Source organism: Streptomyces sp. NPDC003038 (assembly GCF_040611115.1).
Lineage (GTDB): Bacteria > Actinomycetota > Actinomycetes > Streptomycetales > Streptomycetaceae > Streptomyces.
The window spans coordinates 1-14,358 of sequence record NZ_JBEXNN010000061.1 but is presented as its reverse complement, the minus strand read 5'-3'; the positions used below and the strand labels follow the sequence as shown (position 1 = coordinate 14,358).

General features: G+C 69.2%; 13 protein-coding genes. 6 read left to right on the top strand and 7 right to left on the bottom strand.

All coding sequences use genetic code 11. The annotated features are described in order from the left end of the window. The 3 genes from ABZX75_RS33085 to ABZX75_RS33075 form a co-directional block, all read left to right on the top strand. On the top strand, positions 1-4,953 hold a 4,953-nt coding region (locus tag ABZX75_RS33085), incomplete at its 5' end, for an RHS repeat-associated core domain-containing protein (protein WP_355417564.1). Positions 4,954-4,965: 12 nt separating this feature from the next. After that, positions 4,966-5,481: a hypothetical protein gene (locus ABZX75_RS33080; protein ID WP_355417561.1), complete on the top strand. Its 516-nt coding sequence runs from the start codon at positions 4,966-4,968 to the stop codon at positions 5,479-5,481. Positions 5,482-5,626: 145 nt separating this feature from the next. Next, positions 5,627-5,953, top strand: a complete 327-nt coding sequence (locus tag ABZX75_RS33075; RefSeq protein WP_355417567.1) for a hypothetical protein — start codon at positions 5,627-5,629, stop codon at positions 5,951-5,953. Positions 5,954-6,180: 227 nt separating this feature from the next. Here the strand turns inward: ABZX75_RS33075 and ABZX75_RS33070 are convergent, their stop codons facing one another. Next, positions 6,181-6,660, bottom strand: a complete 480-nt coding sequence (locus tag ABZX75_RS33070; RefSeq protein ID WP_355417558.1) for an ATP-binding protein — start codon at positions 6,658-6,660, stop codon at positions 6,181-6,183. A 153-nt stretch (positions 6,661-6,813) separates the two neighbouring features. Here ABZX75_RS33070 and ABZX75_RS33065 point away from each other — a divergent pair, with 153 nt between their 5' ends. Together ABZX75_RS33065 and ABZX75_RS33060 are read left to right on the top strand one after the other, a co-directional pair. Continuing rightward, on the top strand, positions 6,814-7,671 hold the full coding sequence (locus ABZX75_RS33065) for a helix-turn-helix transcriptional regulator (RefSeq protein ID WP_355417555.1): 858 nt from the start codon (positions 6,814-6,816) through the stop codon (positions 7,669-7,671). Then, positions 7,668-7,859: a DUF397 domain-containing protein gene (locus ABZX75_RS33060; protein ID WP_355417552.1), complete on the top strand. Its 192-nt coding sequence runs from the start codon at positions 7,668-7,670 to the stop codon at positions 7,857-7,859. The genes ABZX75_RS33065 and ABZX75_RS33060 overlap by 4 nt, the downstream gene beginning before the upstream one ends. A gap of 158 nt (positions 7,860-8,017) precedes the next feature. On the opposite strand, the gene ABZX75_RS33055 is transcribed toward ABZX75_RS33060, so the two are convergent. The 6 genes from ABZX75_RS33055 to ABZX75_RS33030 form a co-directional block, all read right to left on the bottom strand. Continuing rightward, positions 8,018-9,346 (bottom strand): dicarboxylate/amino acid:cation symporter, encoded by a 1,329-nt coding sequence (locus tag ABZX75_RS33055; RefSeq protein WP_355417550.1) that lies wholly within the window; start codon positions 9,344-9,346, stop codon positions 8,018-8,020. 453 nt (positions 9,347-9,799) lie between these two features. Continuing rightward, positions 9,800-10,144, bottom strand: a complete 345-nt coding sequence (locus tag ABZX75_RS33050; RefSeq protein WP_355417547.1) for a DUF4229 domain-containing protein — start codon at positions 10,142-10,144, stop codon at positions 9,800-9,802. Between the two features lie 82 nt (positions 10,145-10,226). Further along, the gene (locus tag ABZX75_RS33045; RefSeq protein WP_355417544.1) at positions 10,227-10,751 is read right to left on the bottom strand and encodes a GNAT family N-acetyltransferase; all 525 of its coding nucleotides are present in this window, start codon (positions 10,749-10,751) and stop codon (positions 10,227-10,229) included. A gap of 164 nt (positions 10,752-10,915) precedes the next feature. Further along, positions 10,916-12,079: an aminofutalosine synthase MqnE gene (mqnE, locus tag ABZX75_RS33040; protein ID WP_355417541.1), complete on the bottom strand. Its 1,164-nt coding sequence runs from the start codon at positions 12,077-12,079 to the stop codon at positions 10,916-10,918. A 75-nt stretch (positions 12,080-12,154) separates the two neighbouring features. Further along, positions 12,155-12,610 carry an Lrp/AsnC family transcriptional regulator gene (locus tag ABZX75_RS33035; protein WP_355417538.1) on the bottom strand — a complete coding sequence of 152 codons (456 nt, stop codon included), beginning with the start codon at positions 12,608-12,610 and terminating at the stop codon, positions 12,155-12,157. A 152-nt stretch (positions 12,611-12,762) separates the two neighbouring features. Next, positions 12,763-13,467: a UbiX family flavin prenyltransferase gene (locus ABZX75_RS33030; RefSeq protein WP_355417535.1), complete on the bottom strand. Its 705-nt coding sequence runs from the start codon at positions 13,465-13,467 to the stop codon at positions 12,763-12,765. An 84-nt stretch (positions 13,468-13,551) separates the two neighbouring features. Between ABZX75_RS33030 and ABZX75_RS33025 the strand changes: the two genes are divergently transcribed. Then, a complete protein-coding gene (locus tag ABZX75_RS33025) occupies positions 13,552-14,160 on the top strand; it encodes a rhomboid family intramembrane serine protease (RefSeq protein WP_355417532.1) in 609 nt (202 codons plus the stop codon). The last annotated feature ends 198 nt before the right edge of the window (positions 14,161-14,358 follow it).

Below are 14,358 nucleotides of genomic sequence, written 5' to 3'. Positions count from 1 at the left end.
ACGAGCCTGGTCCAGCACTGGGCCAACAACAAGTGGACTTACTCCGGCATGGGCCTGCGGGCCACGGACGAGAACAACATCAAGCAGTGGAAGCGCGTCAACTCCGCGAACGCTTCCGCCAACATCCCCAAGCTGACCGTCACCTACAACTACCGGCCCCGCACCGGCACCAAGCAGGAGGCGGGCCCGCCGTTCTTCTCCTACGGCGGCGCCTACACCGTCAACACGGTGACCCCGACGCTGCGCGACACGTTCGTGGACGCCAACGGTGACAAGGTCAACGGCACGTTCCAGATCTTCGACTCTGCCACCGACACCCAGGTCGGCAACGTCATCGTCTCGCCGTTCGTCTCCTCCGGCGAGGCCGTCTCGGTCACCGTTCCGGTCGGCGTGCTGACCAACGGGAAGACGTACAAGTTCCGCACCAACCCCTACGACGGCACCCACTACAACACCAGCTGGTCGGCCTGGAAGACGTTCACCGTCGACACCACCGCCCCCTCCGCCCCCACCGGGCTGACCTCGACGGACTACCCGTCCTCCTCCTGGGTCAAGGGCGCCGGCCAGGCGGGCAACTTCACCGTCTCCCCGCCCTCCGGCACGGACCACCAGTGGCTCGAATGGTCCCTGGACGGCGCCGAGTGGACGCGCGTGCCCACCGACGGCACCCCCGGCACCCGGACCCTGTCCGTCACCCCGTCGTCGAACGGAACCCACACCCTCCAGGTGCGCACCGTCGACAAGGCCGACAACGAGTCCGAGGCGGTCGAGTACACCTTCCACGCCGGACCGGGCGGCTTCGTCCAGCCCGCGGACGGTGAGCGGACGGCCCGACGGCTCCCGCTGACCGCCGAAGCCGACGGCGCCACTTACAATGCGGCGTCCTTCTCCTGGCGCCGCTCCGAAGCCGACCCCTGGGTGCAGATCCCGGCGGGGCACGTCACGGACGGCGGCACGGCGGTGACGGCCTGGCCCGTGTCCATGACCGCGGGGCGCACCCCCGCGCTGGTCTGGAACACCACCGACACGGTCGACCCGGACGGCAGCGTCCAGATCAAGGCGGACTTCACCGGCCCGGGAGGCGCGACGGGCGCCACGCAGCCCCTCGTCGTGGTCGTCGACCGCAACGCGAGCGGCGCCGCCACCAGCCCGGTGGGTCCGGGCACTCTGAACCTGCTCACCGGCGACTACGAGGTGTCGGCCACCGACGTGTCCGTCTTCGGCATGGCCGTCTCCCGCACCACGTCCTCGCGCGACCCGCACAAGGGCACCAAGCAGGAGGGCCAGGCCGCGATCTTCGGCCAGGAGTGGGCCTCCGGCACGGCGGCCGAGATCGTCCAGTCCGACTACTCGCACGTCGCGCGGGTCTCGGACACGGCCGTGGACGTCGTAACCACCTCGGGTGACGCACTGCACTTCACCGCCAACGCGGCACGCACCGGCTGGGTCTCCGAGCCCGGCGCCGGCAGCATGACCCTGACCGGCAGTGTCACCGGCTCGTTCACGCTGACCGACGACAGCGGTACGGTCACCGAGTTCACCCGGGCGGATCCGGCGATGACCACCTGGCAGGTCGCCAGCGCCCTGGTCAGCGGAGTCGAGAACTCGACCACGACCGTGGTCTCCGAAACGGTCACCGTCGACACCAAGAAGCTGGCCCGCCCCAAGCGGATCATCGCCCCGACCTCCGCCGTAACCGCCTCCGCCTGCGCGACCACCCCCCAGACCAAGGGATGCCGCTCGCTGGAGTTCGTCTACGCGACGGCCACCACCGCCACCGGATACAGCACCTCCGCTGACTTCGGCGACTTCGCCGGCCAGGTGAAGGAGATCCGGCTGTGGTCCACCGAGGCCGGCGCCGCCAACGCCACCTCGAAGGCGGTCACCACGTACCGCTACGACGCCGGCGGCAACCTCCGCCAGCAGTGGGACCCCAACCTGGCGCAGAGCACGCAGACGCAGTACGCCTACAACGCCGAGGACCGCATCGACTGGCTGCAGGCCAAGTCCGAACTGCCCTGGTCGTTCACGTACGGCCAGGCGGGATCCTCGCCCACGGCCGGTGACGGCATGCTCCTCAAAGCCTCCAGGTCCGGTCTGAAGCCGGGCACGGCGGGCGAGGCACAGGGCACCGCGACCACCAGCGTCGTCTACGGCGTCCCGCTGAGCGGTGGCGCGGCCCCGTACCCGATGGGCGCGGCCGACGTGAAGGCATGGGGGCAGACCAGCGCACCCACCGACGCGACCGCCGTGTTTCCCGCCGACGTGGTCCCCTCGTCCCACTCCGGTACATCACTCGCTGCCTCGGCCTACACGCGGGCGTCGATCACCTACCTGGGCGCCTCCGGACGGCCCGTCAACAGCGCTGCGCCCGGCGGACACGTCACCACCACCGAGTACGACCGGTACGGAAACACTGTCCGCGAGCTCTCGGCCGCCAACCGGGCCCTGGCCCTGGGCACGAGCCCCGCGGACCAGGCCGCACAGGCGAATCTGGGCATCGGGCAGCTCACCGGCGCGGAGCGCGCCCACCAGCTGAGCACCTCGACCGTGTTCGACGCGGCCGGAGAGCGCCAGCTCGGCAAGTTCGGACCGCTGCGCCGCGTCGACCTGACCTCCGACCTGAAGTCCGGAGCGACCCTGCTGGTTCCGGCTGGCACCTCGGTGACCGCCCGCGACTGGTCGGTCCTCGAATACGACGCCGGGCGGCCCACCGACGGCACCGCCAAGATCAAGGACCAGGTCACCAAGGCCACCGTCGGCGCCCAGGTCCGCGAGCACCCGACGGTGCTCGGCGAGCCCCGCGCCACCGAGACCGTGTACGACTGGGCCAAGGGCCTGCCGACCCGGTCCGTCAGGGACCCGGGCGGTCTGGCCATCGCGGAGAGCACCGAGTACGACGCCAAGAACAGGGTCTCCAAGCAGGTCCTCCCTGGCTCGAACGGCAGCGACGCCGCCACCCGGGTCACCACGTACTGGTCGGCGACCGGCACTGGCACCTGCCAGGGCCGCCCCGAGTGGGCCGACCTGGTCTGCTCGGTCGGTCCGGCCGGTGACATCACCGGAGGCGGGTCGAACCCCGGCAAGCTTCCGACCACCACCACCGAGTACAACTGGTGGGGCAACCCGGCCAAGCGGATCGAGACGGTGAACGGGTCCATGCGGACCACCACCACGGAGTACGACGCGGCCGGACGGACGACCAAGGTCACGACGGCCGGCGGCTCCGGCCAGGCCGCTCCGGAGGCCACCACCGAGTACGACCCGGTGACCGGCCGGGCCGTCAAGAACACCTCGCCCACCGGCGGGACCATCGTCAAGCAGTTCGACAAGCTCGGCCGCACGATCTCCTACACCGATGCCGACGGCGGTGTCACCACCACCGAGTACGACCTGCTCGACCGGCCGACCAAGGTCACGGACAACGTGCCGTCGACCGTCACCTTCACCTACGACCACGCCGCCGAACCCCGCGGCCTGCCGACGAAGACGACCGACTCGGTCGCCGGCGAGTTCCAGCCGTCGTTCGACGCGGCGGGAGCCGTCCGCAGCGAAAAGCTGCCCGGCGGGTACACGCTCAACATCAGCACGGACCCGGGCGGTGACGCCGCGAAGCGCAGCTACGTGCGCGACAGCGACTCGACCGTCGTCTACAGCGACACCGTGAACGAATCCGTCCACGGCCAGATCACCACGCACTCCGGTCTCAGCGACCAGCGCTTCCGCTACGACACCGCGGGCCGCCTGGCCTCCGTCGAGGACACCGCGGACACCGTCTGCACCCGCCGCGCGTACACCTTCGACGGGCGTTCGAACCGCACTGGCCTGACCACGGCGGCCGGCGCCCCCGGCGCGGACTGCCCGACCACCGGCGGAACCACCACCACCCACACCTACGACAGCGCCGACCGGCTCGTCGACAGCGGCTACGTCTACGACGAGTTCGGGCGCACCACCACCGTCCCGGGCCACGGAACCGTCGCCTACTACAACAGCGACCGCACCCGCCAGCAGACCCTGTCCAACCAGCGGCAGACCTGGAGCCTCGACGCCGCCCAGCGCTACCGCGGGTGGACGAAGGAGTCGTACAACGGCTCGATCTGGACCCAGACCGCGTCCCGCGTCAACCACTACGGCGACGACGCGGACAACCCGCGCTGGATCGTCGAGGACACCGCGACCGGTGCGGTGACCCGCAACGTCGCCACCGCCGGCGGACTGACCACCACGAGCAAGACGGGCGACGTCGTCCTGCACCTGACGACGATCCAGGGCTCCGTCGCCGTCCAGCTCCCGCTGAACGTCTCCCAGGCGCCCGTGGTCCTGGACACCGACGAGTACGGCAAGCCCCGCGCGGGGCAGGCCGCGGCCCGCTACGGCTGGCTCGGGGCGCACCAGCGCTCCAGCGAGACGCCGAGCGGTCTGACCTTGATGGGAGCCCGTCTCTACAACCCGTCCACCGGCCGCTTCCTCTCCTCGGACCCGGTCTACGGCGGCAGCGCGAACGCGTACGAGTACGCCAACGCCGACCCGGTCAACCAGCAGGACCTGGACGGCCGGATCTCCAAGTCCTGGCGCAAGAAGATCATCGAGGCCCACGCATGCATGTCGCTCGGATGGCGCGGCTGCGCCCTCGCCTCGGCGATTTCGGGAATGCTGCTCGCGACCTTCCGGAAGGGCCGGGTCAACAACGCGATCCGGCACTTCATGTGGCAGAGCAGCCTGACCTTCTACTTCGGCGCGCGAGCGGCCAAGCGGCTGGGAGACGCGCATGAATGGGGCCAGAGCGGACTCGACACCCAGATCGACCAGCACAACAACTCCGTCGCCCGGAACTTCGCCGTGCGGAACTTCTGGAGCATGCTGAGTTGGTACTACGCAGGCTGGTTCTGGCAGAACCTCTACTACTACGCACGCCTCTACATCAACAAGGGCTACCTGCGGACGAGATAGGAAGAAAACCCTTTGACTACGGCACATTCCCCGCGTCGCGGGCTGTTTCTGGGCCTGGCCGTCACCATCGGCTGCCTGACCGGTCTCGCCTTGCTGGCCGGGTCGGTGTACCTGCTCTTCTACGGGTCGGAAGGCTCGTGCGAGGAGAACAAGGCGGTTGAGCGCATGGCTCAGGTCTCGGCCGCGGCGCCCGCCGCCGCGGCCGGTACCACGCCCGTGGCGGAGCGAACCAGTGTGGAGTGCATGGACGACAGCGGCGATCCCTGGGTCGCCGCGGACAGCGCCTACACCCACGACGTGGACGCTCAGTCGCTGGTCACCCACTACTGGGACACCGCGAGGAAGGAAGGTTGGAAAGCGGTCGGTACCCGGGAGGAAGCCCCGGACAGGTTCCGGAGCGGCCTCGGCATGTGCTTCCACAAGGAGGTAGCCGGCGAGCCGGCTCTGCTCCGGGTGGGGTCCGACGGGCCGAGGGAGTTCACCGTGACCTTGGAATCGGCACTCGACGGATCCACGATCTCCTGCTGAACCGCTGACATCGCACTGAGGCGCCCGGCGGGCCGACGGCCCGCCGGGCGCCTCTGTCGCGTCCATGCCCCAACTCCACCGCGATGCGGGGGAGACCTGTGCCGTGCTTCCATCGTGGCTGACAAAGCCGCTCTGGGGCCAATTCGTGGCCCTGCTTCCCGAGCAGCCGGAGTTCCACCCAGACCATCCACGCGGCTGCCACCGTCGGCGCATCAGTGACCGGGTCATCAGTGACAAGATGCTGCGACTGCCGCGCTTCGGCTGTTCTTACGAGGCGATCGCCGACACGACCTGCTCGGTCACCATGATCCACAGCCGCCGCGACGAGCGCATACGACTCGGCATGTTCGCCCGGCTCAAGCAGATCGACGCCTTCTTCGACCTCGCCGACACCATCATCACCGTGCCTAGCCTGATCCGGCAGACATGGACAACTCACCGCTGGAACGAACGCCCGAACCGCCGCCCATGACCGCACGCCTATCCGCGCAACCTCTAAGCTGCCGAAGAGCCATTGGGAAGCCGTTTACTTTCTACTTGGTCAGGCCCTCGATCGGGATGCCAGTCCCGGCGGGGGCCGTCTCATGTCTGAATGTTGTGGGCCGAGCATATGCCCGGCAACCCGTCGGAAATCCAGCCCAGTTGGCACAGTTCACCCGTGTGAGTTACGGGGATCTGGAGGGGTGGGGTTGGTTGGATTTACCCCACGTCCTTTGACGGGTTGACGTCCGCCCCCACCGAATCCCGACCCCCCACGACCCGGTTCCCGCCCCACTCCGGCACGTCCAGCTCCGCCCAGACCACCTTGCACGGCGGCAGGCCCCGGTCCATGCCCCAGCGGTCCGCGATGGCGTCCACCAGCACCAGCCCACGCCCGCCCTCCGCGTCCCCGTCCGGGTCGCGGACACCCGGGACCCGGTCACCACGGGTGTCGACCACCTCGATCCGGAGCACTCCGTCCACCAGGGTGAGCACGAGCCGGAAACCCCGTCCGGGGACCCGGCCGTGCGTCACCGCGTTGGCCGCCAGCTCGGCCACGATGAGCGCGGGCCCTTCCGTCGACAGACCCCATGCGGCGATCTTCTCGACGGCGAGCTGCCGTGCCTGACGGGCGCCGCGGGGAGTAGCGGGGAGTTGGACGCCGAATTGGCTTCCGGAGTCACAGATTTGAGTAGTCACGTCACTCAGCGTGGCCTTGCGTGCGTACCGTGAGAAGCGGCAACGCCCGTGCGTCCGGCGTTTGTCCAGTGCTTGTCCGGTGGTGTCCCGCCTGTCCTGAGCGGCCTCCGGGCAGAGGGCGTTCAGACATCGGTACGTCGGAGGTGGGCGCGCATGAGCGTGGACAGTGACGGTACGGAAGACGCGAGTTGGGACGTCGACCCCGAGGACGAACAGGGAGTCGCGGTCCTGGCCGCGCTGGGCCGCCAGCTCAAGGCGTGGCGGGAGGAGGCGGGGACGCGGGCCGCCGACTTCGGTACGGAGATCGGCTACGGCGAGGACCTCGTCCGCAAGGTCGAGGCGGGCAGGCGGATCCCCCGCCCCGAGTACCTGGACAGGGCGGACGCGGCCCTGAACGCCGGCGGGAAGATCACCGCGATGAAGGCGGACATGGAGCAGGTCCGCTACCCGAAGAAGGTGCGAGACCTGGCGAAGCTGGAGAGCCGGGCCGTCGAGATCGGCACGTACAACAACCACAACATCCATGGCTTGTTGCAGACGAGGGAGTACGCGACGGCCTTGTTCGCCATGCGGCGGCCCGCCTACTCGTCGGACGAAATGGAACGCATACTGGCCGCTCGCATGGCACGCCAGTCGATCTTCGAGCGCTCACCTGCACCCGCGCTCAGCTTCGTGCAGGAATTGGTGACTCTGACCCGCCCCATCGGAGGGACAATGGTCCTGCGTCGACAGCTCGAACGCCTGCTGGAGGTGGCTCAGTTGCCGAACGTCGAGTTGCAGGTGATGCCCACCAACGTCAGCGACCACGCTGGCATGGGCGGTCTGATCGAGATGCTGAAGTTCGATGACGGTTCGGCAGTGGGACGTTCCGACGGTGCATTTCACGGCCGCCCGGTCTCCGAACCGAAGCAGCTCCGAATCCTTGACCTGCGCTATGGCATCATCCGGGCTCAAGCGCTCACGCCCCGCGCGTCACGGGACTTCATCGAGGAACTGCTAGGAGAAACATGATCCACAACCCCGAGCTGGACTGGTTCAAGAGCAGTTACAGCAGCAGCAGCGAGGGTGACGACTGCGTCGAGGTGGCCACCACCCCCGCCACCGTCCACGTCCGCGACTCCAAGGACCCCCAGATCCCCGCCCTCGCCTTCGCCCCCAACGCCTGGGCCGGATTCGTGGCTCAGGCCTCCTCCCTCTGAGCGCACACCACGCCCGCCGCCCGCGCAGGGCAGCCACAACAGGGAGAACCCTCCTCGGCGTGATCACGTGGATCCGCAGGGCGAAACCGGAGTAGACACGCCACAGCCCCCGCCCGGACGGGGGCGGAGGCTGCGACGAGTGCGGTACCCGGTGCGGGTCAGGCCAGGACGGGGACCTTCTGCTCCGTGGCCGGGGCCGGGGCCGGCTCGTCCAGCGGGGAGGCCGAGGCGGAGGCGTAGGCCTCCTTGTCCAGGATTCCCTCGCGGGCCGAGACGATGACCGGGACGACGGCCTGGCCGGCCACGTTGGTGGCGGTGCGGATCATGTCCAGGATCGGGTCGATCGCCATCAGCAGGCCCACGCCCTCCAGGGGCAGGCCCAGGGTGGACAGCGTCAGGGTCAGCATGACCGTGGCACCCGTCAGGCCGGCCGTGGCGGCCGAACCGACCACCGACACGAAGGCGATGAGCAGGTAGTCGGTGATGCCCAGCTGCACGTCGAAGATCTGCGCGATGAAGATCGCGGCGAGTGCCGGGTAGATCGCGGCGCAGCCGTCCATCTTCGTCGTGGCGCCGAAGGGGACCGCGAAGGACGCGTACTCCTTCGGGACGCCGAGGCGCTCGGTGACCTTCTGGGTGACCGGCATGGTGCCGACCGAGGAGCGGGAGACGAAGGCCAGCTGGATGGCGGGCCAGGCGCCCTTGAAGAACTGGATCGGGTTGACCTTGGCGACCGTCGCCAGGAGCAGCGGGTAGACGCCGAACATCACGAGCGCCGAGCCGATGTAGACGTCCGCGGTGAAGGTCGCGTACTTGCCGATCAGCTCCCAGCCGTACGTGGCGATCGCGGTGCCGATCAGGCCGACGGTGCCGATCGGGGCCAGGCGGATGACCCACCACAGGGCCTTCTGCAGCAGCTCCAGGATGGATTCGGCGACATCCAGCACCGGCTGCGCCTTGCTGCCGAGCTGGAGGGCGGCGATACCGGCGACGGCGGCCATGAAGACGATCTGGAGGACGTTCAGCTCGGTGAAGGGCGTGATGACGTCCTTCGGCACGATGCCGGTCAGGAAGTCGATCCAGGAGCCGGTGCGCTTGGGCAGCTTGCCGTCCTGCGGGGTGAGGCCGGTGCCCGAGCCCGGGTTGGTCAGCAGGCCGATCGCGAGGCCGATGCCGACCGCGATCAGCGAGGTGATCATGAACCAGAGCAGCGTCCGGGAGGCGAGCCGAGCGGCGTTGTTCACCTTCCGCAGGTTGGTGATGGACACCAGGATCGCGAAGAAGACGAGCGGGGCGACGGCCAGCTTCAGCAGCTGGACGAAGATGTCACCGACCTGCTCCAGGGTCGTCTTGAGCCAACTGACGTCCTGGCTGCGGGCTATCCAGCCGAAGAGCACGCCGAGGACGAGACCGGCGATGATCTGGGCCCAGAAGGGGAAGCGGAACGAGGCCTTCGCGGGGGCGGGGGCCTGGGGGGTCGCGGACACGGACACTCTCCGGAAGTGGCGCACAGGGAACTGGCGGGACGGTTCTGCGTGGTGGTGGTGATGCGGTGCGGCAGCCAGAAAGGGGCCGGCCGGGACCGCTGCTGCATCGGATCGGCGATCAGCGATCAGCGATCAGCGATCGGCACGTGGCGCCGGGTGGCGGTGATCAGCGACAGCAGCAACAGGCCGCGGACACACGGCGGCAGAGGTCGACGTGCAGGCGCGCCACGAGCGGGACGCTCGTGGTCATCGGGTGCGCAACTGTGGTCGACATGTTCGACACGCTAACACTTCCCCTTTGAGAATCTCAAAGGGCTTCTTTGGGCCGTGGGCGTTCGGATCCCCGTCGACCGGCGCGGAAAACGCCAACGCCCCAGCGTTACGGGCGGTATTCCCGGTGCTGGGGCGGTTCGGTGTGTGATGAAGACAACAGGGCTGGGCCCGGTCGTGCCGCTACGAGGTCACGCGCGCGGCGTCGTCAACCGCGTCCTCCTGGCTGCGGTTCGCGGCGAGCTTCTCCTTCGCACCCGCGACGCGTCCGGCGATCTGCTCCGACATCTCGTCCCGCTGACTGCGCAGGAGGACGAAGGACAGCGGCGCGGACAGCACCAGCGCGAGCAGCGCGACCCAGGCGAGGTTGGCATCCCCGAGCCCGGCGGGCACCCAGCCGAGGCGGACCAGCCCCCAGACGGCGAAGAAGCACCCGACGAAGATGCCCAGGCGCATCGCGGTGTAGCGGATCGTTGCGCTCGGCTTGAGGGACACGGTGACCCCTTCTCTCTCGTCGTCGTACGGCATGACGTGCCCGTCAAGTGAAGCACGCCGCACGCCGCACCTCGGCCCCGGCCCCTCGGGGCCGGTGCAGCGGTCAGTGCAGCGGTCAGTGCAGCGGCAGCAGCATCGTGATGTCGTCGCGGTCGTCGCCGGGGGCCACGCGGATGGCGTCCGGGACGCGGCCGACCTCCTTGTAGCCGCAGGAGGCGTAGAAGTCCTCCAGGCCGTGCCCGCCACGGCAGGAGAGGCGGATCGCCTCGATGCCGTCGAGCGTGCGGGCGGCGTCGGAGACGGCCTCCATCAGGTCGCGGCCGTACCCCTTGCCCTGATCGCTCGGGTGAACCATCACCGTGTACGCCCACACCCAGTGGAGCTGGAGCCGGTGCGTGTTGAAGGCGAGGAACGCGGCGGCGGCCACGCGGCCGCCCGCGTCACGCCCCACGACCAGGCGGTGCCGGCCCTCGGCGATCGCGGCGAGGTGGTTGAGCAGCTCCGGGCGGATGTCGTCGTGGGTGACGGGCGGGACGAAGCCGACCGCGCCGCCCGCGTTGGTGACGTCGGTCCAGAGGTCGGCGATACCGTCGCGCAAGGCGGGATCGATGACCGGATCGAAGGTGAAGGTAAGGGCCATAGGGGAAGGGTAGCCATTACTTCTGCTTCGGCCAAGCGAATCCCGGCGCCCGCCGCAGCCGGCGCCCGCCGCAGCCGGAGACGACGAAGCCCCGGTCCGCGCGGGTGGCGGACCGGGGCTGCCGGCGTTCGGGCGCGTCGGGCGCCTGCGGGGGGGGGGGCGCGTCAGACGCGCATCGCCTGCGGGGTCTCGCGCAGCTCCGCGTCCGGGCCCGGGTACTCGCGGATGATCTCGTAGCGCGTGTTGCGCTCGACGGGGCGGAAGCCCGCGTCGCGGATGAGCTCCAGCAGATCCTCGCGGCCCAGTTTGTTCGGGGTGCCGTAGTTGTCCGCGTCGTGCGTGATCTTGTACTCGACGACCGAGCCGTCCATGTCGTCCGCGCCGTGCTGCAGCGCGAGCTGGGCGGTCTGCACGCCGTGCATCACCCAGAAGACCTTGACGTGCGGCACGTTGTCGAAGAGCAGCCGCGAGACCGCGAAGGTCTTCAGCGCCTCGGCGCCGGTCGCCATCGTCGTCCGCGCCTGGAGCTTGTTGCGGACCTTGCCGTCCTTCATGTCCACGAAGTCGTGCTGGTAGCGCAGCGGGATGAAGACCTGGAAGCCGCCGGTCTCGTCCTGGAGCTCACGCAGCCGCAGCACGTGGTCCACGCGGTGGCGCGGCTCCTCGATGTGCCCGTACAGCATCGTCGAGGGGGTCTTGAGGCCCTTCGCGTGCGCGAGCCGGTGGATGCGCGACCAGTCTTCCCAGTGGGTGCGGTGGTCGACGATGTGCTGGCGGACCTCCCAGTCGAAGATCTCCGCGCCGCCGCCCGTGAGCGACTCCAGGCCCGCCTCGATCAGCTCGTCCAGGATGTCGGAGGCCGACATGCCCGAGATCGTCTCGAAGTGGTGGATCTCCGTCGCCGTGAACGCCTTCAGCGAGACGTTCGGCAGCGCCTTCTTCAACTCCGAGAGCGAGCGCGGGTAGTAGCGCCACGGCAAGTTCGGGTGCAGGCCGTTGACGATGTGCAGCTCGGTGAGGTTCTCGTTCTCCATGGCCTTGGCCAGGCGGACGGCCTCCTCGATGCGCATCGTGTACGCGTCCTTCTCGCCCGGTTTCCGCTGGAACGAGCAGTACGCGCACGAGGCGGTGCACACGTTGGTCATGTTGAGGTGGCGGTTGACGTTGAAGTGGACGACGTCGCCGTTCTTGCGCGTGCGCACCTCGTGGGCGAGGCCGCCCAGCCAGGCCAGGTCGTCGGACTCGTAGAGGGCGATGCCGTCCTCACGGGTCAGCCGCTCGCCGGAGCGGACCTTCTCCTCCAGCTCACGCTTGAGCCCAGCGTCCACCGGTCTCCTCCTCGTTCGTCCCGCCTCGGCCGGCTGCCTGCCGCCGGCCCTTGCCCAACCCGACCAACCGTACTCTCAGGACTCCTCGGGCAGATCCCCGACCCGGTTCTCCCACTTCGTGGAGAGCACGATCGTGGTGCGGGTGCGCGAGACGCCCTTGGTGCCGGAAAGCCTGCGGATGATCCGCTCCAGGCCGTCCACGTCGTTGGCGCGCACCTTCAGCATGTAGGAGTCGTCACCGGCGATGAACCAGCAGTCCTCGATCTCCGCGAGGTCGCGCAGCCGCCGTGCCACGTCCTCGTGGTCCGCCGCGTCGGAGAGGGAGATGCCGATCAGCGCCGTGACGCCGAGGCCGAGTGAGGCCGCGTCCACGGTCGCGCGGTAGCCGGTGATGACACCGGCCGTCTCCAGACGGTTGATCCGGTCGGTGACGCTGGGGCCGGAGAGGCCCACGAGACGGCCCAGCTCCGCGTACGAGGCACGACCGTTTTCCCGGAGTGCCTGGATGAGCTGCCTGTCCACCGTGTCCATTTACGTGGAACCTTCCATTATTCGGCGATGCCGCAAGTCTAGATAAAGAATCTAAGGCACAGAGGGTCAACACCCTGAGAAATCTTCCAACAGATCGATGGCGATCTTCAAGAGTGGTTCACCGCGTACACGATCGAGAAGATCGAGAAGGTCTAGCCACCGCCGCGTGCCCCGTCGGCCCCGTTTGCCCCCTCGGGAGAGCGGGAGCCTCCCAGCTCGCCCTCCCAACGGCGGTAGAGCCGGTGCGGCACTCCCGCCGCGTCCAGCACCCGCCCCGCGACGAAGTCCACCAGATCCTGGATGTGCGTCGCACCCGCGTAGAACGCCGGAGAGGCGGGCAGCACGATCGCGCCCGCCTCGTCCAGCGTCACCAGGTGCTTCAGCGTCTGTCCGCTCAGCGGGGTCTCCCGCACCGCGACCACCAGTCGGCGCCGCTCCTTGAGCGTCACGCTCGCCACCCGCTGGAGCAGGTCCTTCGACAGCCCGAGCGCCACGCCCGCCACGCACGCCGTGGACGCGGGCACGATGAGCATCCCCTTGACGGGGTAGGAGCCCGAGCTCGGGCCGGCCGCCAGGTCCCCGGCGCCCCAGTAGCGGACGTCGCCCGCGGGCGGCGCGAAGGTCCCCGGCTTGCCGTCGGCGCCGCGGGCCAGCCACTCGGCCAGGTCGTCCCGCCAGTGCGCGTCGCGGAAGGCGATCCCGGTCTCGTCCAGCAGGGTCAGTCGCGAAGCCCGGCTGACCACCAGGTCCACGCTCTCCCCGGCCGCCAGCAGTCCGCGGAGCACCGCCGCCGCGTACGGCGTCCCGGACGCCCCGGAAACCCCGACCACCCACGGGGTGCGATTGCGCTCAGTCATGCCACCGAGACTATCCGGCCACCGCGATCGGGCACTCGTCACGGTGGCCGGACGTTCCAGAGGTGAGGCGTATGAGGGGTGGCCATGAGCGCGATGGTGGTACAGAGGTGGACGCAGGGCGACCGGTTCAGGGCGGCCGCGCTGCTGATGGTGGGCTGGGTGGCCCTGCTGTGGCTGGTCGAGCTGGTGGATCTGGCCACCGGCCACGCGCTGGACGGGTACGGAATCGTCCCCCGTGAGGCGGATGGCCTCACCGGGATACCGCTGGCACCCTTCCTCCACTTCGGCTTCGACCATGTGGCGTCGAACAGCATTCCGCTGCTGGTCCTCGGCTTCGTCACCGCCGTCAGCGGGATACGCCGCTTCCTTGCCGTCTGCGCCGCCGTCGTCCTCGCGGACGGGCTCGGCGTCTGGCTGGTCTCCCCGTCCCACAGCGTCACCGCGGGCGCCTCGGGCCTGGTCTTCGGCCTCTTCGGCTATCTGCTGGTCCGCGGCTTCGTCGAGCGGAGGCCGCTGGGCATAGCGGTCGGCATAGTCATCGCCGCCGTCTGGGGCACGAGTTTCCTGGCCGGCGTCCTGCCCACCGACACCACCGTCAGCTGGCAGGGCCACCTCTTCGGCCTCCTCGCCGGGGTGGCGGCGGCCTTGGCCTTCCGCCGCCCCGTCCGCGTCCCCGCCGGGCCTTCTCTCTAGGTCTTCCCTCTAGGTCGTCTCTTTCGGATCTTGTCGGCCGAGCCCGCGTTGACCGGTGCCGTGCATCGCAAGGCGGAGGAGCGTCCTTGTACTGGACGTACTCGGGCGCTTCCGACAGCTCGGCCTCCAAGATCCTCGAAGAGGAGCCGAGACGCAGTGAGCGCAGCGAACGCAGTACAGCGAGGTGCGGTGCCGGGC

Bases quoted from the DNA above. Each gene is read 5' to 3' on its own strand.
- ABZX75_RS33050 (WP_355417547.1), bottom strand. From the start codon at position 10,144: ATGCCGTACGACGACGAGAGAGAAGGGGTCACCGTGTCCCTCAAGCCG.
- ABZX75_RS33025 (WP_355417532.1), top strand. From the start codon at position 13,552: ATGAGCGCGATGGTGGTACAGAGGTGGACGCAGGGCGACCGGTTCAGG.
- ABZX75_RS33030 (WP_355417535.1), bottom strand. From the start codon at position 13,467: ATGACTGAGCGCAATCGCACCCCGTGGGTGGTCGGGGTTTCCGGGGCG.
- ABZX75_RS33045 (WP_355417544.1), bottom strand. From the start codon at position 10,751: ATGGCCCTTACCTTCACCTTCGATCCGGTCATCGATCCCGCCTTGCGC.
- ABZX75_RS33065 (WP_355417555.1), top strand. From the start codon at position 6,814: ATGAGCGTGGACAGTGACGGTACGGAAGACGCGAGTTGGGACGTCGAC.
- ABZX75_RS33060 (WP_355417552.1), top strand. From the start codon at position 7,668: ATGATCCACAACCCCGAGCTGGACTGGTTCAAGAGCAGTTACAGCAGC.
- ABZX75_RS33035 (WP_355417538.1), bottom strand. From the start codon at position 12,610: ATGGACACGGTGGACAGGCAGCTCATCCAGGCACTCCGGGAAAACGGT.